General features: G+C 72.2%; 17 protein-coding genes. 14 read left to right on the top strand and 3 right to left on the bottom strand.

Annotated features, from left to right (window positions below):
- Positions 1-659: 659 nt before the first annotated feature.
- Positions 660-2,024 (bottom strand): diaminopimelate decarboxylase, encoded by a 1,365-nt coding sequence (locus tag ACFRU2_RS41060; RefSeq protein WP_382981418.1) that lies wholly within the window; start codon positions 2,022-2,024, stop codon positions 660-662.
- A gap of 104 nt (positions 2,025-2,128) precedes the next feature.
- Here ACFRU2_RS41060 and hutU point away from each other — a divergent pair, with 104 nt between their 5' ends.
- The 8 genes from hutU (at position 2,129) to ACFRU2_RS41020 (ending at position 12,097) form a co-directional block, all read left to right on the top strand.
- Positions 2,129-3,793, top strand: a complete 1,665-nt coding sequence (gene hutU / locus ACFRU2_RS41055) for a urocanate hydratase (RefSeq protein WP_382981417.1) — start codon at positions 2,129-2,131, stop codon at positions 3,791-3,793.
- A 35-nt stretch (positions 3,794-3,828) separates the two neighbouring features.
- Positions 3,829-5,019, top strand: a complete 1,191-nt coding sequence (locus ACFRU2_RS41050; RefSeq protein ID WP_382981420.1) for an allantoate amidohydrolase — start codon at positions 3,829-3,831, stop codon at positions 5,017-5,019.
- Positions 5,010-6,350: a formimidoylglutamate deiminase gene (locus ACFRU2_RS41045; protein ID WP_382981416.1), complete on the top strand. Its 1,341-nt coding sequence runs from the start codon at positions 5,010-5,012 to the stop codon at positions 6,348-6,350. The genes ACFRU2_RS41050 and ACFRU2_RS41045 overlap by 10 nt, the downstream gene beginning before the upstream one ends.
- A gap of 43 nt (positions 6,351-6,393) precedes the next feature.
- A complete protein-coding gene (hutI, locus tag ACFRU2_RS41040) occupies positions 6,394-7,572 on the top strand; it encodes an imidazolonepropionase (RefSeq protein WP_382981415.1) in 1,179 nt (392 codons plus the stop codon).
- Positions 7,573-7,705: 133 nt separating this feature from the next.
- The gene (locus ACFRU2_RS41035; protein ID WP_382981414.1) at positions 7,706-8,392 is read left to right on the top strand and encodes an LPXTG cell wall anchor domain-containing protein; all 687 of its coding nucleotides are present in this window, start codon (positions 7,706-7,708) and stop codon (positions 8,390-8,392) included.
- Positions 8,393-8,445: 53 nt separating this feature from the next.
- Positions 8,446-9,447: a hypothetical protein gene (locus ACFRU2_RS41030; protein ID WP_382981413.1), complete on the top strand. Its 1,002-nt coding sequence runs from the start codon at positions 8,446-8,448 to the stop codon at positions 9,445-9,447.
- Positions 9,448-9,689: 242 nt separating this feature from the next.
- Positions 9,690-10,802, top strand: a complete 1,113-nt coding sequence (locus tag ACFRU2_RS41025) for a hypothetical protein (RefSeq protein WP_382981419.1) — start codon at positions 9,690-9,692, stop codon at positions 10,800-10,802.
- The gene (locus ACFRU2_RS41020; protein WP_382981412.1) at positions 10,799-12,097 is read left to right on the top strand and encodes a hypothetical protein; all 1,299 of its coding nucleotides are present in this window, start codon (positions 10,799-10,801) and stop codon (positions 12,095-12,097) included. The genes ACFRU2_RS41025 and ACFRU2_RS41020 overlap by 4 nt, the downstream gene beginning before the upstream one ends.
- 93 nt (positions 12,098-12,190) lie before the next feature.
- Here ACFRU2_RS41020 and ACFRU2_RS41015 read toward each other — a convergent pair whose 3' ends face one another.
- Entirely contained in the window at positions 12,191-13,708 is a 1,518-nt protein-coding gene (locus ACFRU2_RS41015) for a peptide MFS transporter (protein WP_382981411.1), read from the bottom strand.
- Positions 13,709-14,199: 491 nt separating this feature from the next.
- On the opposite strand from ACFRU2_RS41015, the gene ACFRU2_RS41010 reads away from it, so the two are divergent.
- Positions 14,200-14,877, top strand: a complete 678-nt coding sequence (locus tag ACFRU2_RS41010) for a response regulator transcription factor (protein ID WP_250736849.1) — start codon at positions 14,200-14,202, stop codon at positions 14,875-14,877.
- Between the two features lie 80 nt (positions 14,878-14,957).
- Positions 14,958-16,223, top strand: a complete 1,266-nt coding sequence (locus tag ACFRU2_RS41005; protein ID WP_382981410.1) for an ATP-binding protein — start codon at positions 14,958-14,960, stop codon at positions 16,221-16,223.
- A 22-nt stretch (positions 16,224-16,245) separates the two neighbouring features.
- On the opposite strand, the gene ACFRU2_RS41000 is transcribed toward ACFRU2_RS41005, so the two are convergent.
- Positions 16,246-16,821, bottom strand: coding sequence for a GtrA family protein (locus ACFRU2_RS41000; RefSeq protein WP_382981409.1), 576 nt, complete (start codon positions 16,819-16,821; stop codon positions 16,246-16,248).
- 224 nt (positions 16,822-17,045) lie between these two features.
- On the opposite strand from ACFRU2_RS41000, the gene ACFRU2_RS40995 reads away from it, so the two are divergent.
- The 4 genes from ACFRU2_RS40995 to ACFRU2_RS40980 all read left to right on the top strand — a co-directional run bounded on the left by ACFRU2_RS40995 (position 17,046) and on the right by ACFRU2_RS40980 (position 21,193).
- Positions 17,046-18,185, top strand: coding sequence for a 5-(carboxyamino)imidazole ribonucleotide synthase (locus tag ACFRU2_RS40995; RefSeq protein WP_382981408.1), 1,140 nt, complete (start codon positions 17,046-17,048; stop codon positions 18,183-18,185).
- The gene (gene purE, locus ACFRU2_RS40990) at positions 18,182-18,718 is read left to right on the top strand and encodes a 5-(carboxyamino)imidazole ribonucleotide mutase (protein ID WP_382981407.1); all 537 of its coding nucleotides are present in this window, start codon (positions 18,182-18,184) and stop codon (positions 18,716-18,718) included. Before ACFRU2_RS40995 ends, purE begins: the two co-directional genes overlap by 4 nt.
- Positions 18,715-19,938, top strand: coding sequence for a dipeptidase (locus ACFRU2_RS40985; RefSeq protein ID WP_382981406.1), 1,224 nt, complete (start codon positions 18,715-18,717; stop codon positions 19,936-19,938). Before purE ends, ACFRU2_RS40985 begins: the two co-directional genes overlap by 4 nt.
- Positions 19,939-20,116: 178 nt before the next feature.
- Entirely contained in the window at positions 20,117-21,193 is a 1,077-nt protein-coding gene (locus ACFRU2_RS40980) for a membrane dipeptidase (protein WP_382981405.1), read from the top strand.
- The last annotated feature ends 1 nt before the right edge of the window (position 21,194 follow it).

Here is a 21,194-nt window from a genome sequence, read left to right as displayed (position 1 = left end):
TGCCCCGAGCTTCGACAGGGCGCGGCGTGGTCTAGCGCCACAAATCACGCTCTACGTCCAGGCCAACACCCCACCCCGTCCCCGTCCCCGACCCGCGCCGCAGCCCTCCGACCCCGGCTGGGTGATGATCTGGCCCCGGCCGGGCGACGAGCCGACCCCGGCTGGGTGATGATCTGGCCCCGGCGGGGCGACGAGCCGACCCCGGCTGGGTGATGAGCCGACCCCGGCGGGGCGACGATCCGGATCCGCCGAGCTTTCCAGCCGCCCGGGGGCATCTCAGCCTCGCCGGCGTTTGAGGCGCGGGGTCTGGGGCGGAGCCCCAGGGGGTCCGGGCGCAGCCCGGGGCCCGCTCCTCAGTCAGTCCGGGAGCATCTCAGCCGTCCGGCGTTTGAGGACCGGGGTCCGGGCGCAGCCCGGTACCCCGCTTTCGGGCAGGATCGCCAAATCCAGCCTCGCCGGCGTTTGAGGCGCGGGGTCTGGGGCGGAGCCCCAGGGGTCCGGGTGCAGCCCGGGGCCCTTTCCTTTCAGCCCGTCCGGCGCTTGAGGACCGGGGTCCGGGCAGGGCCCGGGGAACGGTGGAAGGGCGGGTAGGGGACTTTGCTCCGCGCAGCGGGTTCCCGGGGCGCAGGCCCGGGGTGGGGGGCGACGGGGTCGGGGCGTCAGAGGAGGGCGTCCGGGGTGGTCGCGCCCGCTTCCGCGGGGATTGAGGGGATGGGCTGGGGCGGGCGGGCCAGGGTGAAGTGGACCTCGGTCGAGGGGGTCACCGTGAAGCCGTGTACCGCCGGCCGCGGCAGGCTGTTGTAGCCGTAGTGCGCGGTGAAGGCGTACGCCCCCGTGTCGGGGACACAGACCAGGTCTCCCGGGTTCAGGAGCGGGAGTTCCCGCGCGGCCGCCAGCAGGTCACCCGCGAAGCACGCCGGCCCGGCGATGTCCTGGGCGACGAGGGGCCCGGTCATCGGAGTCCCCTTCGCGGAGTAGGGGAGGATGCGGAGCGGCCAGGCCGCCGGGGCGTAGACCGTACGGGTCGCCAGCTGGACCCCCGCGTGCGTGAGCGCGATCGCCCGGCCGCCCGCGGTCTTCGTGTACTCCACCCGCGAGAGCACCAGCCCGTGTTTGGCCGTCAGGGACCGGCCGAACTCCGTGACCAGCCCGTACGACCCCGAGAAGAGCCCGGGGACGGCCGAGCGCAGCGCGCTCACGTACTCCGCGTAGGTGGGGGTGGCCGCGTCCGAGGTGAAGTTGACCGGCAGTCCGCCGCCGATGTCCAGGGTGTCGACCTGCCGTCGCCCGGCCGCCGCGTTGATCTCCTCGGCCAGTGCGTACAGCTCTCGCACCCCTTCGGCGATCAGCGGGAGGGGAACACCCTGGGAGCCCGAGTGGGTGTGCAGCCGGGTGAGCCACGGCCGGTCCAGGTAGGCCCGTACGAGCCACTCGCGCGCGCCCGGATCGCGTAGGGCGATGCCGAACTTCGAGGTGGCCGTGGCGGTGGAGAGGGCGTCGATGGTGCCCGCGCCGGTTTGTGGGTTGATGCGTACGCCGATGGGGGACGCGGTGGCCGCCGCGGAGACGAGCGCGTCCAGGCGTTCCAGCTCCTGGCGGTTGTCGGCGTTGAGGGCGACTCCCAGGGCGAGGGCCTCCCGCAGCTCGGCGGCCGTCTTCGCGGGGGAGTCGAGGACGATGCGCTCCGGCGCGACCCCGGCCGCGCGGGCCAGGGCCAGCTCGCCGGGGCTGGCCACCTCGCAGCCGAGCCCGGCGTCGGCGAGCAGCCGCAGCACCGGGACGAGCGGGGCCGCCTTGACGGCGAAGGCGTGCAGGACGGGGGTGCCGGGGGCGAGGGCCCGGGCGAAGGCTTCGGTCAGGGCGGCGGCGGAGGCGCGGATGCCGGCCGTGTCGAGCAGGCAGAGGAGGGGCGAGTCCTCGTCGATCAGGCCCTGCTCCACGGCGGCCCGTACGGCCAGGTCCCGCCGTCGGGCGGAGTCCGCGGAGGCGTCCCCGGCGGCGTGCGCGTGTGCGTCGACTGCCATGTCCGCCATCCCATCATCCGGCGCGTCACCCCGCAGCTGTTGACTGAATCTATTCAGGACGCAAGGATGTGAATGGATAGACCAACAACGGAGGAGGCACCGCCATGTCAGGACCCCGCCCCGTACGGGCCGCACGAGGTACCGAGCTGAGCACCCTGGGATGGCAGCAGGAGGCCGCGCTGCGGATGCTCCAGAACAACCTCGACCCCGAGGTCGCGGAGCACCCCGACAAGCTCGTCGTCTACGGCGGCACCGGCAAGGCCGCCCGCGACTGGCGCTCGTACGACGCCATGGTCCGCACCCTCCAGACCCTCAAGCAGGACGAGACGATGCTCGTCCAGTCCGGCCGCCCGGTCGGCGTGATGCAGACCCACGAGTGGGCTCCGCGCGTGCTCCTGGCGAACTCCAACCTGGTCGGCGACTGGGCCAACTGGGAGGAGTTCCGCCGCCTGGAGAACCTGGGCCTGACCATGTACGGCCAGATGACCGCCGGGTCCTGGATCTACATCGGCACCCAGGGCATCCTGCAGGGTACGTATGAGACCTTCGCCGCCGTCGCCGCGAAGAAGTTCAACGGGACCCTGGCCGGCACCATCACGCTCACCGCCGGCCTCGGCGGCATGGGCGGCGCCCAGCCGCTGGCCGTGACGATGAACGACGGCGTCGCCATCTGCATCGACGTGGACCCGCGCGCCATCGACCGCCGCATCGAGCACCGCTACCTCGACGTCAAGGCGAACGACCTGCGCCACGCGATGCAGCTCGCCGTCGAGGCGCGCGACGCCCGCAAGCCGCTCTCCATCGGTCTGCTCGGCAACGCCGCCGAGCTGCTCCCGCAGATGCTGGCCGAGGGTGCGCCGATCGACATCGTGACCGACCAGACCTCGGCGCACGACCCGCTCGCGTACCTGCCCGTGGGTGTCGACTTCGACGACATGGCCGACTATGCCGCCAAGGACCCGGCCGGGTTCACCACCCGCGCCCGCGAGTCGATGGCGAAGCACGTCGAGGCCATGGTCGGCTTCATGGACGCGGGCGCCGAGGTCTTCGACTACGGCAACTCCATCCGCGGCGAGGCCCAGCTCGCCGGCTACGATCGCGCCTTCGCCTTCCCCGGCTTCGTCCCCGCCTACATCCGCCCCCTCTTCTGCGAGGGCAAGGGCCCCTTCCGCTGGGCGGCCCTGTCCGGCGAGGCCTCGGACATCCACAAGACCGACAAGGCGATGCTGGAGCTCTTCCCCGAGAACGAGTCCCTGCACCGCTGGATCAAGATGGCCGGCGAGCGCGTCCACTTCCAGGGACTTCCCGCCCGCATCTGCTGGCTCGGCTACGGCGAGCGCGACAAGGCCGGCGAGCGCTTCAACGAGATGGTCGCCGACGGCACCCTCGCCGCCCCCCTCGTCATCGGCCGTGACCACCTGGACTGCGGCTCGGTGGCCTCCCCGTACCGCGAGACCGAGGCCATGCTCGACGGCTCCGACGCGATCGCCGACTGGCCGCTGCTCAACGCCATGGTCAACGTGGCCTCCGGCGCCTCCTGGGTCTCCATCCACCACGGCGGCGGCGTCGGCATGGGCCGCTCCATCCACGCGGGCCAGGTCACGGTCGCCGACGGCACGAAGCTCGCGGGCGAGAAGATCCGCCGCGTCCTGACCAACGACCCCGGCATGGGCGTCATCCGCCACGTCGACGCCGGCTACGACATCGCCGAGACGGTCGCCGACGAGCGCGGCGTCCGCATCCCGATGCGCGAGGGCGACGACGCGTGAGCGAGGACGCCACCGCCGGAGCCTCGTTCCACGCCATGTGGGCCGAGCTCCGGCCCATCGGCCGCCACGCCGACTCCGGCGGGTACCGCCGCTACGCCTGGACCGGCGCCGACGCCGACTGCCGGACCTGGTTCCAGGCGGAAGCCGAAAAGCGCGGGCTCGCCTACGAGACCGACCGCAACGGCAACCAGTGGGCCTGGCTCGGCGACCCCGAAGCCGGTGACGCCGTCGTCACCGGCTCCCACCTGGACTCCGTCCCCGACGGCGGGGCCTTCGACGGCCCCCTCGGGGTGGTGTCCTCCTTCGCGGCCCTGGACGAACTCCGCAGGAGGGGAGCGGAGTTCTCCAGGCCCCTGGCCATCACCAACTTCGGTGACGAGGAAGGGGCCCGCTTCGGCCTCGCCTGCGTCGGCTCCCGGCTCAGCGCCGGTCAGCTGACCAAGGAGAAGGCGTTCGCGCTCCGCGACGCGGACGGGATCTCCCTCCCGCAGGCCATGGAGGCGGCCGGCTACGACCCCGAGACCATCGGCGCCGACCCCGAACGCCTCGCCCGCATCGGCGCCTTCGTCGAACTGCACGTGGAACAGGGCCGCGCCCTCGACCTCTCCGGGGACCGGGTCGGCATCGCCTCCGCGATCTGGCCGCACGGCCGCTGGCGCTTCGACTTCCGCGGCGAGGCCAACCACGCCGGCACCACCCGGCTGGCCGACCGCCGCGACCCGATGCTCACCTACGCGCAGACCGTGCTCGCGGCCCGCGCCGAGGCGGCCCTCGCCGGGGCCGTGGCCACCTTCGGGAAGATCGCCGTCGAGCCCAACGGGGTCAACGCCATCCCCTCGCTCGTACGCGGCTGGCTCGACTCCCGCGCCGCCGACCAGGCCACCCTCGACACGGTCGTGACCGCGATCGAGAAGGCCGCCCGCGAGCGCGCGGACGCGGAGGGGATCGACCTGGACGTGGTCCGGGAGTCCTTCACCCCGGTCGTCGAGTTCGAGCACGCCCTGCGCGAGGAGATGAACCGGATCCTCGGCGGCTCCGTCCCCGTGCTCGGCACGGGTGCGGGACACGACGCCGGGATCCTCTCGGCGGCCGTCCCGACCGCCATGCTGTTCGTGCGCAACCCCACCGGGGTCTCGCACTCCCCGCGGGAGTTCGCCGCCGAGGACGACTGCGTGGCGGGCGTCCTCGCCCTCGCCGACGTACTGGAAGGCCTCGCGTGCCGTTGAAGACGTACTGGCTGGAGCACGCCTGGCTCGGCACCCATGTCGAGCCGGGCGTCGCCCTGGACGTAACAGACGACGGGCGGATCTCCGCCCTGCGGACCGGGGCCGAGACCCCGCCCCCGGGAGCGGAGGTCCTGCGCGGCCTCACGGTCCCGGGCCTGGCCAACGCGCACAGCCACGCCTTCCACCGGGCCCTGCGCTCGACGGTGCAGGTCGGCTCGGGCACCTTCTGGACCTGGCGCGACTTCATGTACAAGGTCGCCCAGAACCTCACGCCCGACAGCTACTTCGCGCTCGCCCGCGCCGTCTACGCCGAGATGGCGCTGGCCGGCATCACCGCGGTGGGCGAGTTCCACTACGTCCACCACGCCCCCGGCGGAGTCCCGTACGCCGACCCCAACGCCATGGGCGAGGCCCTGATCGCGGCCGCCGCCGAGGCCGGCATCCGCATCACCCTCCTCGACACGGCGTACCTGTCGGCGGGCTTCGGGGAAGCACCCAACCCCCACCAGCTGCGGTTCTCCGACGGCACCGCGGACGCCTGGGCGGAGCGGGCCTCGGCCCTCAAGCCCCGCGAACACGCCCTGATCGGCGCCGCGATCCACTCGGTCCGCGCGGTACCGGCGGGGCAGCTCGCCACCGTCGCCGCCTGGGCGTCCGAACGCCGGGCGCCGCTGCACGTCCACCTCTCGGAGCAGACCGCCGAGAACGACGCCTGCCTGGCGGCCCACGGCCGCACCCCGACCCAACTGCTCGCCGAGCACGGGGTGCTCGGCCCGCGCACCACCGGGGTGCACAACACGCACCTCACCGACGGGGACATCGCGCTCCTGGGCTCCACCACCACCGGCACCTGCATGTGCCCCACCACCGAACGCGACCTCGCCGACGGCATCGGCCCCGCCGTACGCCTCCAGCGCGCGGGCAGTCCGCTCTCGCTGGGCAGCGACAGCCACGCGGTGATCGACCTGCTCGAAGAGGCGCGGGCGATGGAGCTGAACGAACGCCTGAGCAGCCGTACGCGGGGCCACTGGACGGCGAACGCCCTGCTCACGGCCGCCACGGAGGACGGGCACGCCGCCCTCGGCTGGTCGGAAGCGGGCCGCCTGGAGGCGGGCGCGCTCGCGGACTTCACCACGATCGCGCTCGACTCGGTCCGCACGGCCGGGGCGCTGCCCCGCTTCGGCGCGGAGACGGCCGTCTTCGCCGCCTCGGCGGCGGACGTCCGCCACACGGTCGTGGCCGGCCGCCACATCGTCCGCGACGGCGTCCACACCCTGGTCGCCGACGTCCCGTCGGCCCTGGCCACCACCATCGCCGCCCTCCGCGGCTGACCACTCCGCCTGCGGCGGGCCCTGACCCCGAGGACGGCAACGCATGACCACCACCGCCATCACCAACATCGGCAGCCTCGTCACCAACGACCCGGCCCTGGGCGACGGCACCCCCCTCGGCCTCATCGCGAACGCCACGGTCGTCATCGAGAACGAGACCGTCGCCTGGGTCGGCCCGGCCGACAAGGCCCCGTCCGCCGACGAGACGTACGACGCCGAGGGCCGCGCCGCGATCCCCGGCTTCGTCGACTCCCACTCCCACCTCGTCTTCGCGGGCGACCGCACCGCCGAGTTCAACGCCCGCATGTCCGGCCGCAGCTACTCGGCCGGAGGCATCCGCACCACCGTCGCCGCCACCCGCGCCGCCTCCGACGCCGCGCTCGAAGCGAACCTGGTGCGCCACCTCCACGAGGCCTGCCGCCAGGGCACCACCACCTTCGAGACCAAGTCGGGCTACGGCCTCACGGTCCAGGACGAGGCGCGAGCCCTCCGCATCGCCGCCGCGCACACCGAGGAGGTCACCTACCTCGGCGCGCACATCGTCTCCCCGGACTACGCCGACGACCCGGCGGGCTACGTAGCCCTCGTCACCGGCGAGATGCTGACCGCCTGCGCCCCGTACGCCCGCTGGGTGGACGTGTTCTGCGAGAAGGGCGCCTTCGACGGAGACCAGGCCCGTGCGATCCTCACCGCCGGCGCCGCCGCCGGGCTGATCCCGCGCGTCCACGCCAACCAGCTCTCTTACGGCCCCGGCGTCCAGCTCGCCGTGGAGCTGGAGGCCGCCTCCGCCGACCACTGCACCCACCTCACCGACGCCGACGTGGACGCGCTCGCGCAGGCGGCCGGCACGACCGTGGCCACCCTGCTGCCCGGCGCCGAGTTCTCCACCCGCGCCCAGTGGCCCGATGCCCGCCGGCTCCTCGACGCCGGTGCCACCGTCGCACTGTCCACGGACTGCAACCCCGGCTCCTCCTACACGAGTTCGATGCCGTTCTGCATCGCCCTCGCCGTCCGCGACATGGGGATGACCCCCGACGAGGCCCTGTGGTCCGCCACCGCCGGCGGCGCCCGCGCCCTGCGCCGCACCGACATCGGCGTCCTGACCCCCGGCGCCCGTGCGGACCTGGCCCTGCTCGACGCCCCCAGCCACGTCCACCTCGCCTACCGGCCGGGTGTTCCACTGGTCTCGGCCGTCTGGCAGAAGGGCCTCAAGACGGCCTGAAACAGGCTGAATCCGGACTGTTGATACGGCCCTGTCCTTTGTCTTCCCTCCGTAGGGCCCCGGGGCTACCTTGAGCCACCAATCTGATGTGCCGTCAGTAACTTGTGGCCCAAGGTTCGAGGGGAAGACGAAGGTGTCCGACCGGAAACGCTCCACCGCGCTCGCGCTGGCCTCCGCGCTGGCGGGGGCGGCGGTACTGCTGGCCGCCCCTGCAGCCCATGCGGCCGTTGTCGACGTCCAGTACGACTGCAAGACCCCCATCGGGGACAAATCGGCGGTCTCGCCGATCGAGATCAAAGGAGTCAAGGAGGGCAGCGGGTACAAGCTGACGATGTCCTTCCAGAAGGGCGTCTCCTCCAGCCCCATCGAGCTCGGCAAGGGCGCGATGACGCCCAGTGCCGTGATCATGGTCGACGGTGCGGAGAAGGTGTCGGTACCGGTTTCCGGTCCGCCCAACTCCGAGGCCGTTCCGGCCAACACCCCCATCAAGATCAGCGACCTCTCGGGCACGTACACGCCCAAGAAGTCCGGCAAGGTCACCTTCACCGCCGGCGTGCTCACGATCAAGGCGATGGGTACGACCACCACCTGCACCGCGGGCAACAGCCCCAAGCCGTCCCTCGAACTCGACGTGACGGCCCCCGGCGGCGGCAGCGCCACCGGCTCCACCGGATCGACCGGCTCCACCGGGGACAGCCTCCCGCAGACCGGCCCCGAGGACTCCGCCATCGCCCTCGGAACCCTCGGCGCCACCGTGCTCCTCTCCGGCGCGGCCGGCGTGCTCTGGCTGACCCGCCGCGGCCAGCGGGCCCGGTCCTGAACGGAGCGCACCCGGTCATGTCCGTGCTCCGTTCGCCCCGAAGGTCCGGCGGGATGCTCCGCGCCGCCGTGGCCGCCGCCGTGCTCTCCTGCGCGATGGCGGCCCCGGCCGCCGCCGACGAGCCCGGCTGGACCGCCGAGCCCGTCGCCGGGAGCGCACCGGCGGCGGCGAAGTCCGGGGCCCGCCCGTACTTCGCCCGCCCGTTCTTCTACGCCGCAGGCACCTCCGGCACGGTGCTGGAGGACCGCATCGCCCTGGCCAACACCAGCGACCAGGAGCACACCATCACCCTGCGCGGCGCCGACGCCTACAACACGGCGGCCGGCGCCTTCGCCGTGCGCTCCGCCAGGGAGTCGACCGGCGCGGGCCTCTGGATCAGCTTCGGCGCGGGCAGCACGGTCAAGGTCCCGGCGCACACCCGCGCCGTGGTCCCCTTCACCGTCACCGTGCCGCCCGGCTCCCCGCCCGGGGACCACCCGGCCGCCGTCGTCGCCACCGAGGCCGGGCGCGAGGTGGGCGTACGGGTCCACCTGCGCGTCGACGGCCCGGCGCTGGCGGCGCTCACGGTCGAGGACGTCGCCGTACGGGGCAAGGGCGCGACCGCGCGCGTCGCGTACACGCTGGTCAACCGCGGCAACGTGGCCCTCGCCCCCGAGCTCGCCATCAGCGCCGAGGGCACCCTCGGCAAGGTCGCGGGCCGCAGCGTCCGCAGCCTGCCGGTCGAGGTGCTGCCCGGCCAGCGCGTCGAGCTGACCGAACCCTGGCCCGGCGCGCCCGTGTTCGACCGGGTCGCCCTGACCCTCACCGTCACGGCACCCGGCGGAGCCCGCGCCACGGGGAGCGCCTCGGCCTGGTTCGTGCCCTGGGGCATCGCCGGCGCGACCGGCCTCGGGCTGCTGGGCCTCGGCGCGGTCGCGGCGGCCGCGCTGCTCCTGGAACGCAAGCGGCGGACCCGGTCCGGCGACGGCCCCGGATCCGGGCCCGCACCGCACGGGAGCGCCGTACCCGAAGAAGCACCAGCGCCGGAACACGAGTTGACGGGAGCACCCAGGTGAGCGCCAAGGCCGGTGGGAGACACGGCGGCAAGGTCAGGACCCTAGGCCGTCTCTTTCGGATCTTGCCGGGCCCGCGACGCCTGGCACCGCGCCTGGCCGCACTGCCGGGGCAACCGAGTACGTCCAGTACGCGCGCGCCCCGACAGCACGGCCAGGCACGGCACCAGACGCCGCGAGCTCGGCCGGCAAGATCCGAAAGAGAAGGCCTGGTCGCCGCGGGACGCGCGGGGCTGGCGGCGGGGCTGGTGGTGTGCGCGCTGGCGCTGTTCGCCGCGGCCCCGGCCGCCGCGGACGACGGGCCCAAACCCGCCGTGGCCCTCTCGCTCAAGGAGGCCGCCAAGGGCACGGAGATCGCCGTCACCGGAACGGGCTGGCGGGCCAAGACCATGGTGATGCTGCTGGTCTGCGGGCAGAACATGATCGGCGGCACCAACAGCTGCGCCAACGCCGACGGCGTGGCCGTCTCGGTCGCCGACGACGGGCACTTCTCCGCCCAGCTCCCGGTGGTCGCCCCGCCCAAGCCCTGCCCCTGCGTGGTCAACGTGACCTCCGTCAACGGGGACCAGTCCACCGTCGGGGCCCCGCTGAAGATCACCGACCACCCGGTGGCCGACCTGCCCGCCGAGGGCGGCACGGCCCGGCTCGCGCTGCTCACGGGGGTCCGGCTCAAGGGCGAGGACGGGGTGCTGACCTGGTTCGGGGCCCCGGCCGGCCGGAAGTTCACGGTCACCGTGGGCAACCTCGGCTCCGCCGCGGTGAAGGACCCGGTCTTCCAGCTCGGCACCGCCCACGGGGTGTTCGCGCCGACCTGGGAAGAGGTCCGCTGGAAGGGCACCGTCCCGCCCGGCGGCAAGGCGGAGGTCTCCCTCGACGCCACCCTGCCGGCCGGCGCCCACGGCGACTACACGCTCTCCCTCAAGTACGGGGAGACGGTCCTGGCCACGCAGCCCTGGGGCGTGGCCCGCCCGTACGGGGTGCTGCTGTTCTGGGGTCTGCTCCTGCTGGTGATCCCGGCCGGGATCTTCCGGATCGGCATGGCCGTCGTCGACAAGGTCCGCCCCCGCGCGGGTCTCGCGGCGAGCGGCCGCCACCGCGGCCCCCGGCCGCAGCCCGACCCGGCGGCGGCGGTGACCGCCCGGCTGCCCCGGATCCCGGCGGTACGGGGGCCCGCGCGGGGCCCCGTACGAGGACCGCTGGCCCGCTCCGCTCCGCCGGCCGAACCCCCACAGACCACCACGGCGGCACTGCCGTGGTTCACCCCGGACACCGCGCCGGGGCCACAGGAAACAGAAGCACCTGCACCACAGACGTCCGCACCGTCTGAGAACAGTCCGACGACGAAGGGACTTCAGTGAACACCCAACGGAGGGCGAGCGCGGCCGCGGTCGCGCTGCTGCTCGGCGGCGCGGGCATCGCCATGGGGGCCACACCGGCTCAGGCGGCCGTGGTCGACGTGCAGTACAAGTGCAAGACGCCGATCGGCGACAAGGAGGCGGTGTCGCCGATCGACATCAAGGGCGTCAAGGAGGGCGGCGGCTACAAGCTGACGATGTCCTTCCAGAAGGGCGTCTCCTCCAGCCCCATCGAGCTCGGAGCGGGTGCGATGACTCCCAGCGCCGAGATCGTGCTCGGCGGCGCGGAGGAGGGGAAGGTCGCGGTGCAGGGCGCGCCCAACGCGGAGCCGATCCCCGCCAACACGCCCATCAAGATCAATGACCTGACGGGCACCTACACGCCCAAGAAGTCGGGCAAGGTGACCTTCACCGCCGGCGTCCTGCTGATCAAGGCGATGGGCACGACCACCACCTGCACCCCGGGCAACAACCCCGGGCCCTCGCTCGAACTGGACGTGACGGCCGGCGGCAGCTCCCCGTCGCCCAGCAGTCCGCCGCCGACCAGCAAGCCGCCCACGAGCCCGCCGCCCACCAGCAAGCCCCCGACCACCCCGCCGCCCACGACGGCTCCGCCCACCAGCCCCGCGCCCTCCCCGACCGGCGGGGGCCAGACGGACTTCCCGGGCCAGCCCGTCGACGTCACCTTCGACTGCGGGACCTTCATGCCGAACGGCCCCCTGAACGGCAAGGTGACGATCAGCGCGAAGAAGAACGGCGGCAGCTACGACCTGACGGCCGCGACCGCCAAGGGCGTGATGAACAGCCCGGCGGACCTTCCGGCGGGCGCGCTCCAGCCCGCGCTGGACATCAAGCTCGGCGGCGCCGACAGCGGCACCGTCAAGGTCAGCGGCCCGGGCAACGCCGAGCCGATCAAGGCCGGCACCCCGGTCAGCCTCAGTGACATGAAGGGCACCTACAAGCCGGGCAAGACCGGCAAGACCACGCTGACCCCGGACAAGCTGACGATCAATGTGGTGATGGCTCCGGGCGCCGCACCGATCGTGGTGCCCTGCGCCGCCACCAAGAGCGCCGTCTCGCTCACGCTCGACACCGCCGCCCAGCCCGGCGGCTCCGGCACCTCGGGCGGCAGCACCTCGGGCGGCACCTCCGGCAGCACCTCGGGCGGCCTCGCCCAGACCGGAGCGTCGGACGACGGCGGCATCAAGGCCCTGGCCCTGGTCGCCGGCACGGTCATGCTGCTCGGCGCGGCGGTCTTCACCTTCACCCCGTGGCGCCGCCTGCGCGGCCAGCGGTAACGAGTAGGCGACCGCACCCGGGAACGGGAACAGGAACGGGAACGGCCCGGCACGCCTTTCGGTGTGCCGGGCCGTTCCGCGGGGTCGGACGCGTCAGTGGACGCTGCCCATCAGCGACTGGACCTTCTTGCGGTACGAGTAGACCGCGATGCCCGCGATCACCGCCGCCAAGGCCTCGAAGCCGATGATCCAGGTGCCGTTCAGGTCCACCTTGGCGATGGAGAGCAGGCTGGTGATGCAGTCACCGGCGGTGACCGCGAGGAACCAGACGCCCATCATCTGGGAGGCGTACTTCTGCGGCGCCATCTTCGTGGTGACCGAGAGGCCGACCGGGGAGACGCACAGCTCACCGATGGTCTGGATCATGTAGATCGAGACGAGCCACATCGGGGAGACCTTGACGTCGCCGCCCGCCATGTTCATCGGGACGATGAAGACGAAGAACGAGGCGCCGATCAGGACCAGACCCATCGCGAACTTCACGATGGTGTTCGGCTCCTGGTTCCTGCGGGCCAGCCACAGCCACAGCCAGGCGAAGACCGGGGCCAGGGCCATCACGAACAGCGGGTTCAGCGACTGGTACCAGGTGGCCGAGAAGCCGAGGCCGAAGACGGTGTCGGCGGTCTTGTCGTCCGCGAACAGGGACAGCGTGGAGCCACCCTGGTCGTAGATCATCCAGAAGACGGCGGCGGCGATGAAGAAGAAGATGTACGCGGTCATCTTCGACTGCTCGGTGACCGACAGGTCCTTGTCGCGCTTGATGCGCGTCAGGACCGCGATCGGGATGAACAGGCCGGCCAGCGTCAGCGGGACGAGAGCCCAGTTCAGCGTGTAGGCACCCAGGGCGACCACGGCGCCGTAGAAGACGGCGACACCCAGAACGGCGAGGGCGACCTTGGTGAGGACGGCCTTGCGCTCCTCCGGCGTCAGCGGGTTCGGGACCAGGCTGCTCTTCGGGCTCAGGTGCTTGGTGCCGAGCAGGAACTGGGTCAGACCCAGCGCCATGCCGACGGCGGCGAGGGCGAAGCCCAGGTGCCAGTTGTGCTCCTTGCCGACCGTACCGACGACCAGCGGGGCGACGAAGGCACCGAGGTTGATGCCGATGTAGAAGAGCGTGAAGCCACCGTCACGACGCGGGTCCTCGGGACCGTCGTACAGGTGGCCGACCATCGTGGAGATGTTGGCCTTCAGCAGACCGGAACCGGCTGCGACGAGGATCAGACCGACGAAGAACATCGCCTGGCCCGGCACGGCCAGCGACACGTGACCGGCGATGATCACGAAGCCGGCGATGGCGACCGTCTTGCGGGCGCCCCAGACGCGGTCACCGAACCATCCGCCCGGCATGGCCATCAGGTAGACCATGGAGACGTACACGGAGTAGATGGCCGTGGTCGTCGCCGCGGTCATCGCGAGGCCGCCGCCCTGGCTGCCCGTGGCGGCGTCGGCGCCGCCCGAGACCAGGTAGTACACGAGGAGGGCGCGCATGCCGTAGTAGGAGAACCGCTCCCACATCTCGGTCATGAACAGAGTGGCCAGGCCACGGGGGTGTCCGAAGAAGGTCTTCTCGGTGGAGGGGTCCGCCGAGCCCTTCGTCAGGCTGGAAGCCATGGTCGATCCTTGCTTGCTCGGGACGCGCGGCTTCGTGAGCACAAAGCGCCCGGTGAGGGGTGGCCGGTACCGGCTTCGGATGTTCCGGACCCCACGCCCGGGGGTTCGCTCCGCGGGGGCGAAGACGAAAGAACATCCACAACCGGGATCCACGCCCCGTCGCGCTTCATCGCGCGAAGGGCCCGGCCCATAGGTCATTCACTGTCATCTGCCCGGAACGGGCGGTTCGACAACAATGCCTGCCCGATCAGGGCAGAAATAGAGACTTTCGGCTGGTTTTGGCTCGAAAGTCTCTTGGAGGTAGTGCATCAGGCGTCTCGACACCATACGACACGACAGTGGCGCATATGAAAGTACTTGAGATATGGATCACAGGTCGCGGTGGAACCAACTGGCCACATTCGAAGGCCGTTAGGGCTTGATGAGCCCAGATAGACAGGGGCTTGCAGGCGGGCCTCTTCTTTCCCCCGCCGCGGACTACCATCACCCACATGACGCGTGTACTGCTCGCCGAGGACGACGCATCCATCTCGGAACCCCTGGCCCGCGCCCTGCGCCGGGAAGGGTACGAGGTCGAGGTCCGGGAGGACGGCCCCACCGCCCTGGACGCGGGACTGCAGGGCGGCATCGACCTCGTCGTGCTGGACCTGGGCCTGCCGGGCATGGACGGCCTGGAGGTCGCCCGCCGGCTGCGCGCCGAGGGCCACGGCTTCCCGATCCTGGTCCTCACCGCCCGCGCCGACGAGGTCGACACGGTCGTGGGCCTGGACGCCGGCGCCGACGACTACGTGACCAAGCCCTTCCGGCTCGCCGAGCTGCTCGCCCGCGTACGGGCCCTCCTGCGGCGCGGCGCCAACGAGGCCTCCCAGGCCCCGGCCACCCACGGGGTGCGGATCGACGTCGAATCGCACCGCGCGTGGATGGGCGAGGAAGAGCTCCAGCTCACGGCGAAGGAGTTCGACCTGCTGCGCGTCCTCGTGCGCGACGCGGGCCGGGTCGTCACCCGCGACCAGCTCATGCGCGAGGTCTGGGACACCACCTGGTGGTCCTCCACCAAGACCCTCGACATGCACATCTCCTGGCTGCGCAAGAAGCTCGGCGACGACGCGGCCAACCCCCGCTACATCGCCACCGTCCGCGGAGTCGGCTTCCGCTTCGAGAAGAGCTGAGAGCACCTCCGAGAGCTGAGAGCAGCTCCGAGAAGAGCTGCAATCGCCCGGGACCGTATATCTAGGGCATTCTCGGATCCATGCGCCGCCGCCTGATCAACTCCACGCTCGCCGTGGTGCTCGTCGTCATCGCCGTCTTCGGGGTCTCCCTCGTCATCGTCGAGACCCGCACCATCACCAGCAGCGCCCAGGACCGCATCGAGTCCGAGGCGCTGCGGCTGGTGGGCATCGTCGAGAGCGACGTCCTGGAGAAGAAGCCGGTCGACCCCGCCGCGCTCGCCGAACAGCTCGACCCCGGCCGGTACGCCCGGATCACGATCCCCGGCCGGGAACCGGTCGAGGTCGGGACGCGCATCACCGACAGCGTCATCCGGGGCACCGCCCGCGGGGAGCAGGGCGAGACCGTGGTCGTCGAGGAGTCCCGCTCCACCGTCACCCGCGAGGTCGGCCGGACCCTGGCCGTGGTCGGCGCCGTCGCCCTGCTCGCCGTCGTGGCGGCCGTCCTGCTCGCCGTACGCCAGGCCAACCGGCTGGCCTCCCCGCTCACCGACCTCGCCGAGACGGCCGAGCGCCTGGGATCGGGCGACCCGCGGCCCCGCCACAAGCGGTACGGGGTCCCCGAGCTCGACCGGGTCGCGGACGTACTGGACTCCAGCGCCGAGCGGATCGGCCGCATGCTCACCGCCGAGCGGCGCCTGGCCGCGGACGCCTCGCACCAGCTGCGCACCCCGCTCACCGCCCTGTCGATGCGGCTGGAGGAGATCACCGTCACCGACGACCTGGAGACCGTACGGGAGGAGGCGACGATCGCCCTCACCCAGGTGGAGCGGCTCACCGACGTGGTGCAGCGGCTCCTGACGAACTCCAGGGACCCGCGCACGGGCTCGGCCGTCCCCTTCGACCTGGACGAGGTCGTCAAGCAGCAGCTGGAGGAGTGGCGCCCCGCCTACCGCAGCGCCGGCCGGGCCGTCGTCCGCTCCGGGAAGACCGGCATCCGGGCCGTGGGCACCCCGGGCGCGGTCTCGCAGGTCCTGGCGACCCTGGTGGAGAACTCCCTCATGCACGGCGGCGGCACCGTGGCCCTGCGGACCCGCGTGATCGGGAACCAGGCCGTACTGGAGGTCACGGACGAGGGACCGGGCGTCCCGCCGGACCTCGGCAACCGGATCTTCGAGCGGGCCATCAGCGGCCGCAACTCCACCGGCATCGGCCTCGCCGTGGCCCGGGACCTCGCGGAGGCCGACGGCGGCCGTCTGGAGCTGCTCCAGACCCGGCCGCCGGTGTTCGCCCTGTTCCTCAGTCGGACCGCGCCGGAGCGCTCCGAGCCGGAGCAGACGGTCCGCTGAGGGCGGCCGCGGGCGGGGAACCTCAGTTCGCGGCGGTCTCCGGGGTCCGCGCCGCCGCGGCCTGCGCGTCCGCCGGAGCCACGGGAGCCCCGTGGGCCGCCGGGGCCTGGCCGTCGCGCTGCTCGACGACCAGCGAGGCCGTGGACGGCGCGGGCAGGGCCTTGAAGACCCACGTGCGGTAGGACCAGAAGCGGAACACGGTGGCGATGCCGATGCCCGTGAACTTGAAGAAGTTCGAGGCCAGCGGCCCGTCCCAGTGGAAGCCGTAGGTGGCCGTGAACAGGATGCCGTTCTCGATCACGAGCCCGATCGCGCTGAACGCGACGAACAGCCCGAGCTCACGGGTGCGGCCCGCCCCGGTCCGGTCGGCCCGGTCCCGGTAGGCGAAGTAGCGGAAGCCCAGGTAGTTCGTGACGATGGCCACCAGGGTGGCTATCACGCTCGCGCGCACCACCTGGAGATCGGTGACCTGCCGGATCAGGTTGAAGACGCCCAGGTTGACCAGGACCCCCAGCCCGCCGACGGCCCCGAACCTGGCGATCTCGCGCGCGAGCCCGCGCACGCGGTCGAGGACGGATCCGCTCTCCGGCTTGCTCATATGAGGCTCAGTCCTGTCTTCGGGGCCCCCGTATGAGGCGTCACACGTCTACTCCACACGTTTGACCCGTGCGCGCCCATGCTAAGTGTCGCCCCATCGGTACGTCTGCGCCTTCGGACACCGTGCGACACACGGCACATCCACCACACCCGACCGCCGGGTACCGGCCAGGGGCGTCCCCATGCGGGTCCGGATGGCGGAATACCGCCGGATACCCTGGAGGAGTGACGTTCCCGGTAGTCGGCATGGTCGGCGGCGGACAGCTCGCCCGCATGACCCACGAGGCGGGTATCCCCCTCGGCATCAGATTCAAGATCCTCAGTGACACCCCACAGGACTCGGCGGCCCAGGTCGTGAGCGACGTCGTCATCGGCGACTATCGCGATCTGGAGACCCTCCGCGCCTTCGCGCGCGGCTGTGACGTGATCACCTTCGACCACGAGCACGTGCCCATCGCGCACCTGCGGGCCCTGGAAGCGGACGGCATCCCCGTCCGCCCGGGACCCGACGCGCTGATGCACGCCGCGGACAAGGGGGTGATGCGCGCCCGGCTCGACGAGATCGGCGCGCCCAGCCCCCGCCACCGGATCGTGAGCGATCCGGCGGACGCGGCGGCCTTCGCCGAAGAGGTCGGCGGGTTCCCCGTCATCCTCAAGACGGTGCGCGGCGGGTACGACGGAAAGGGCGTGTGGTTCGTCCGTACGCAGGCGGACGCCGAGGCCCCGTTCAAGGCGGGCGTCCCGGTCCTGGCCGAGGAGAAGGTGGACTACGTCCGCGAGCTCGCGGCCAACATCGTCCGCTCCCCGCACGGCCAGGCCGTGTCCTACCCCGTCGTGGAGTCCATCCAGGTGGACGGGGTCTGCGACACGGTCATCGCCCCGGCCCCGAACCTCTCGGAGGCCCTCGCCGGCGAGGCCCAGGCCCTGGCCCTGCGCATCGCCAAGGAACTCGACGTGACCGGCCACCTGGCCGTGGAGCTCTTCGAGACCACCGACGGCCGGATCCTGGTCAACGAACTGGCGATGCGCCCGCACAACAGCGGCCACTGGACGCAGGACGGTGCCATCACCTCCCAGTTCGCCAACCACGTACGGGCCGTCCTGGACCTCCCCCTCGGCGATCCGCGCCCCCGCGCCCGCTGGACGGTCATGGCGAACGTGCTCGGCGGGGACTACCCGGACATGTACGCGGCGTACCTCCACTGCATGGCCCACGACCCCCAGCTGAAGATCCACATGTACGGCAAGGACGTGAAACAGGGCCGCAAGGTCGGCCACGTCAACACCTACGGCGACGATCTGGACGATGTGCTGGAGCGAGCACGTCACGCAGCCGGCTATCTCAGAGGATCCATCACCGAATGAGCACCTCCGCAGCAGCTCCCGTCATCGGCATCGTCATGGGATCGGACTCCGACTGGCCCGTCATGGAGGCCGCGGCCCAGGCCCTCGACGAGTTCGAGATCCCCTACGAGGTCGACGTGGTCTCCGCGCACCGGATGCCGCGCGAGATGATCGCGTACGGGGAGCGGGCCGACGGGCGCGGCCTGAAGGCGATCATCGCGGGCGCGGGCGGGGCCGCCCACCTGCCCGGCATGCTCGCCTCCGTCACCCCGCTGCCCGTCATCGGCGTACCCGTCCCGCTGAAGTACCTCGACGGCATGGACTCCCTGATGTCGATCGTCCAGATGCCGGCCGGAATCCCCGTCGCCACCGTCTCGATCGCCGGCGCCCGCAACGCCGGGCTGCTCGCCGTACGGATGCTGGCCGCGCACGACCCGGAGCTGCGGGCCCGCATGAACGACTTCCTCCAGGACCTCAACGACCAGGCCACCGAGAAGGGCAAGCGGCTGCGCACCAAGGTCGCAGGCCAGGAGTCGTTCGGATTCGGGAAGTGACCCCCACCGACGCCGCGGGCGGGACGGGAGCCGCCCGGCACCTGGACGCGGCGCGCGAACTGCTCGCCGAGCACCCGGTCGTCGACGGACACAACGACCTGCCCTGGGCCCTGCGCGAGACGGTGCGCTACGACCTGGACCGGCGGGACATCGGCCGCGACCAGAAGGGCCACCTGCACACCGACATCCCCCGGCTGCGCGCCGGAGGGGTCGGTGCGCAGTTCTGGTCGGTCTACGTGCGCTCCGACTACGCGGGCGACGAGGCGGTCAGCGCCACCCTGGAGCAGATCGACGTCGTGGCCCAGCTGATCGACCGTTACCCGCACGACCTGGTGCGGGCCCTGACGGCCGACGACATGGAGGCCGCGCGCGCCGAGGGCCGGATCGCCTCGCTGATGGGCGCCGAGGGCGGGCACTCCATCAACAACTCGCTCGCCACCCTGCGCGCCCTGCACCAGCTCGGCGTGCGGTACATGACGCTCACGCACAACGACACCATCGACTGGGCGGATTCGGCGACCGACGAGCCCCGGCACGGGGGCCTCAGCGAGTTCGGCCGCGAGGTCGTCCGCGAGATGAACCGGATCGGCATGCTCGTCGACCTCTCGCACGTCGCCGCGACCACGATGCGCGACGCGCTCGCGGTCACGGCGGCGCCGGTGGTCTTCTCGCACTCCTCGGCCCGGGCCGTCTGCGACCACGTGCGCAACGTCCCCGACGACGTGCTGGCGCTGCTGCCGGCCAACGGCGGGGTCGCGATGGCCACCTTCGTGCCCAAGTTCATCCTCCCGGCAGCCGTCGAGTGGACCCTGGCCGCCGACGAGAACCTGCGCGCGCACGGCTACCACCACCTCGACACCACCCCCGGGGCGATGGCCCTGCACCGGGCCTTCGAGGAGGCGCGCCCGCGCCCGGTGGCCACGGCCGCGACCGTCGCCGACCACCTCGACCACATGCGCGAGGTGGCCGGAGTCGACCACATCGGCATCGGCGGGGACTACGACGGCACCGCCTTCACCCCGGCCGGGCTGGACGACGTGGCCGGGTACCCCAACCTGGTCGCCGAGCTGCTGGCACGCCGCTGGTCGAAGGCCGACCTGGCCAAGCTGACCTGGTCGAACGCGGTACGGACGCTGCGCGACGCCGAAGCGGTGGCGCGCGAGCAGTCGGCCTCCCGGGGCCCGTCCAACGCGGTGCTCGCGGTGCCCGCCGCTTCCTGACCGGCCCGCCCGGCGGATCCGGCGCACGGGCTGTGACCAGCGAAATCCTGCCGGTTACACCCGAACGCCACATCCGCCGGGCGCCCCCGGCGTCCCACATGTCACGGTGGCAACATCTTCCCTGCTTCTCTCCCGCTGCATTCGTACGGACACAGCCGCCGAGACCGGAGCGCACGCCATGGCCGACCTGCAGGACGAACCGCACACGAACCCGGTGACCCCCGTGGGCCCCGGCTCCCTAGGAGCCGAGGATCCCACCGGCACATTGCTCCCGGGCGCCCTGGACCGGGCCGCCGCACTGCTTTGCGTCCATCCCGTCGCGGATGGCAGCAACACCCTCGTCTGGACCCTGCGCGAGAGTCCCTATCACGACATCGAGACCTCGGACGCGGGCGTCGACACCGACATCCCGCGGCTGCGCGCCGGGGGAGTGGGCGCCCAGTTCTGGTCGCTGCTCATGCCGCGCGAGGCCGAGTCCACCGACCAGGTGGTGGCCGACACCCTCGAACAGGTCGACGTGGCGCTGGCCCTGATGCGCCGGTACCCCGACAGCCTCTGCCTCGCGCTGACCGCCGACGACCTGGCGGACGCCCGCAACCGCGGCCGCATCGCCTCCTTCCTCGGCCCCGTGCCCGGTCGCACCCTGACGGACTCGCTGGGCGTGCTGCGCGCTTTCCACGCACTGGGCGTACGGATCCTCGCGCCGGCCGGAGCGCCGTGGGCGATGGAGGGGCTGACCGCCTTCGGCCACGACGTGGTCAAGGAGATGAACCGGCTGGCGATGCTGCTGGACCTCCGAGGCTGCCCGCCCGCGCCGGCCTGCCAGCTCGCGGCGGCCTCCAAGGCGCCGGTGATCATCTCGCACACCGGGGCGGCCGCCCTCAACCCGCACCCGGACAACGTGACCGACGAGGTGCTGCTCGCGCTGCGCGCGGCGAACGGCCTGGCGATGGTCAGCTTCGACACCGCACTGACCGGGGACTCCCTGCACGCGGTCGCGGACCACGTGGACCACGTGCGAGCCGTCGCGGGCCCCCACTGCGTGGGCCTGGGCGCCGGCTTCGGCGCCGAGCCGGGCGTCCCCCGGCCGTCGGGACTGACGGATCCCTCGGGCTATCCGCGACTGATCGCGGAACTGCTGGACCGGGGCTGGCCGGAGACCGATCTGGCGCTGCTGACCTGGGGGAACGCCCAGCGGGTGGTGCGGGACGCGGAGTTCACGGCCCGCGCGGCGCAGCACCGTAGGGCGTCCTGAG

This window comes from Streptomyces sp. NPDC056883, assembly GCF_042788835.1.
Taxonomy (GTDB): domain Bacteria; phylum Actinomycetota; class Actinomycetes; order Streptomycetales; family Streptomycetaceae; genus Streptomyces; species Streptomyces stoeckheimensis.
The sequence above is the reverse complement of the archived record's forward strand: the minus strand, read 5'-3'. Positions and strand labels throughout refer to the sequence as shown.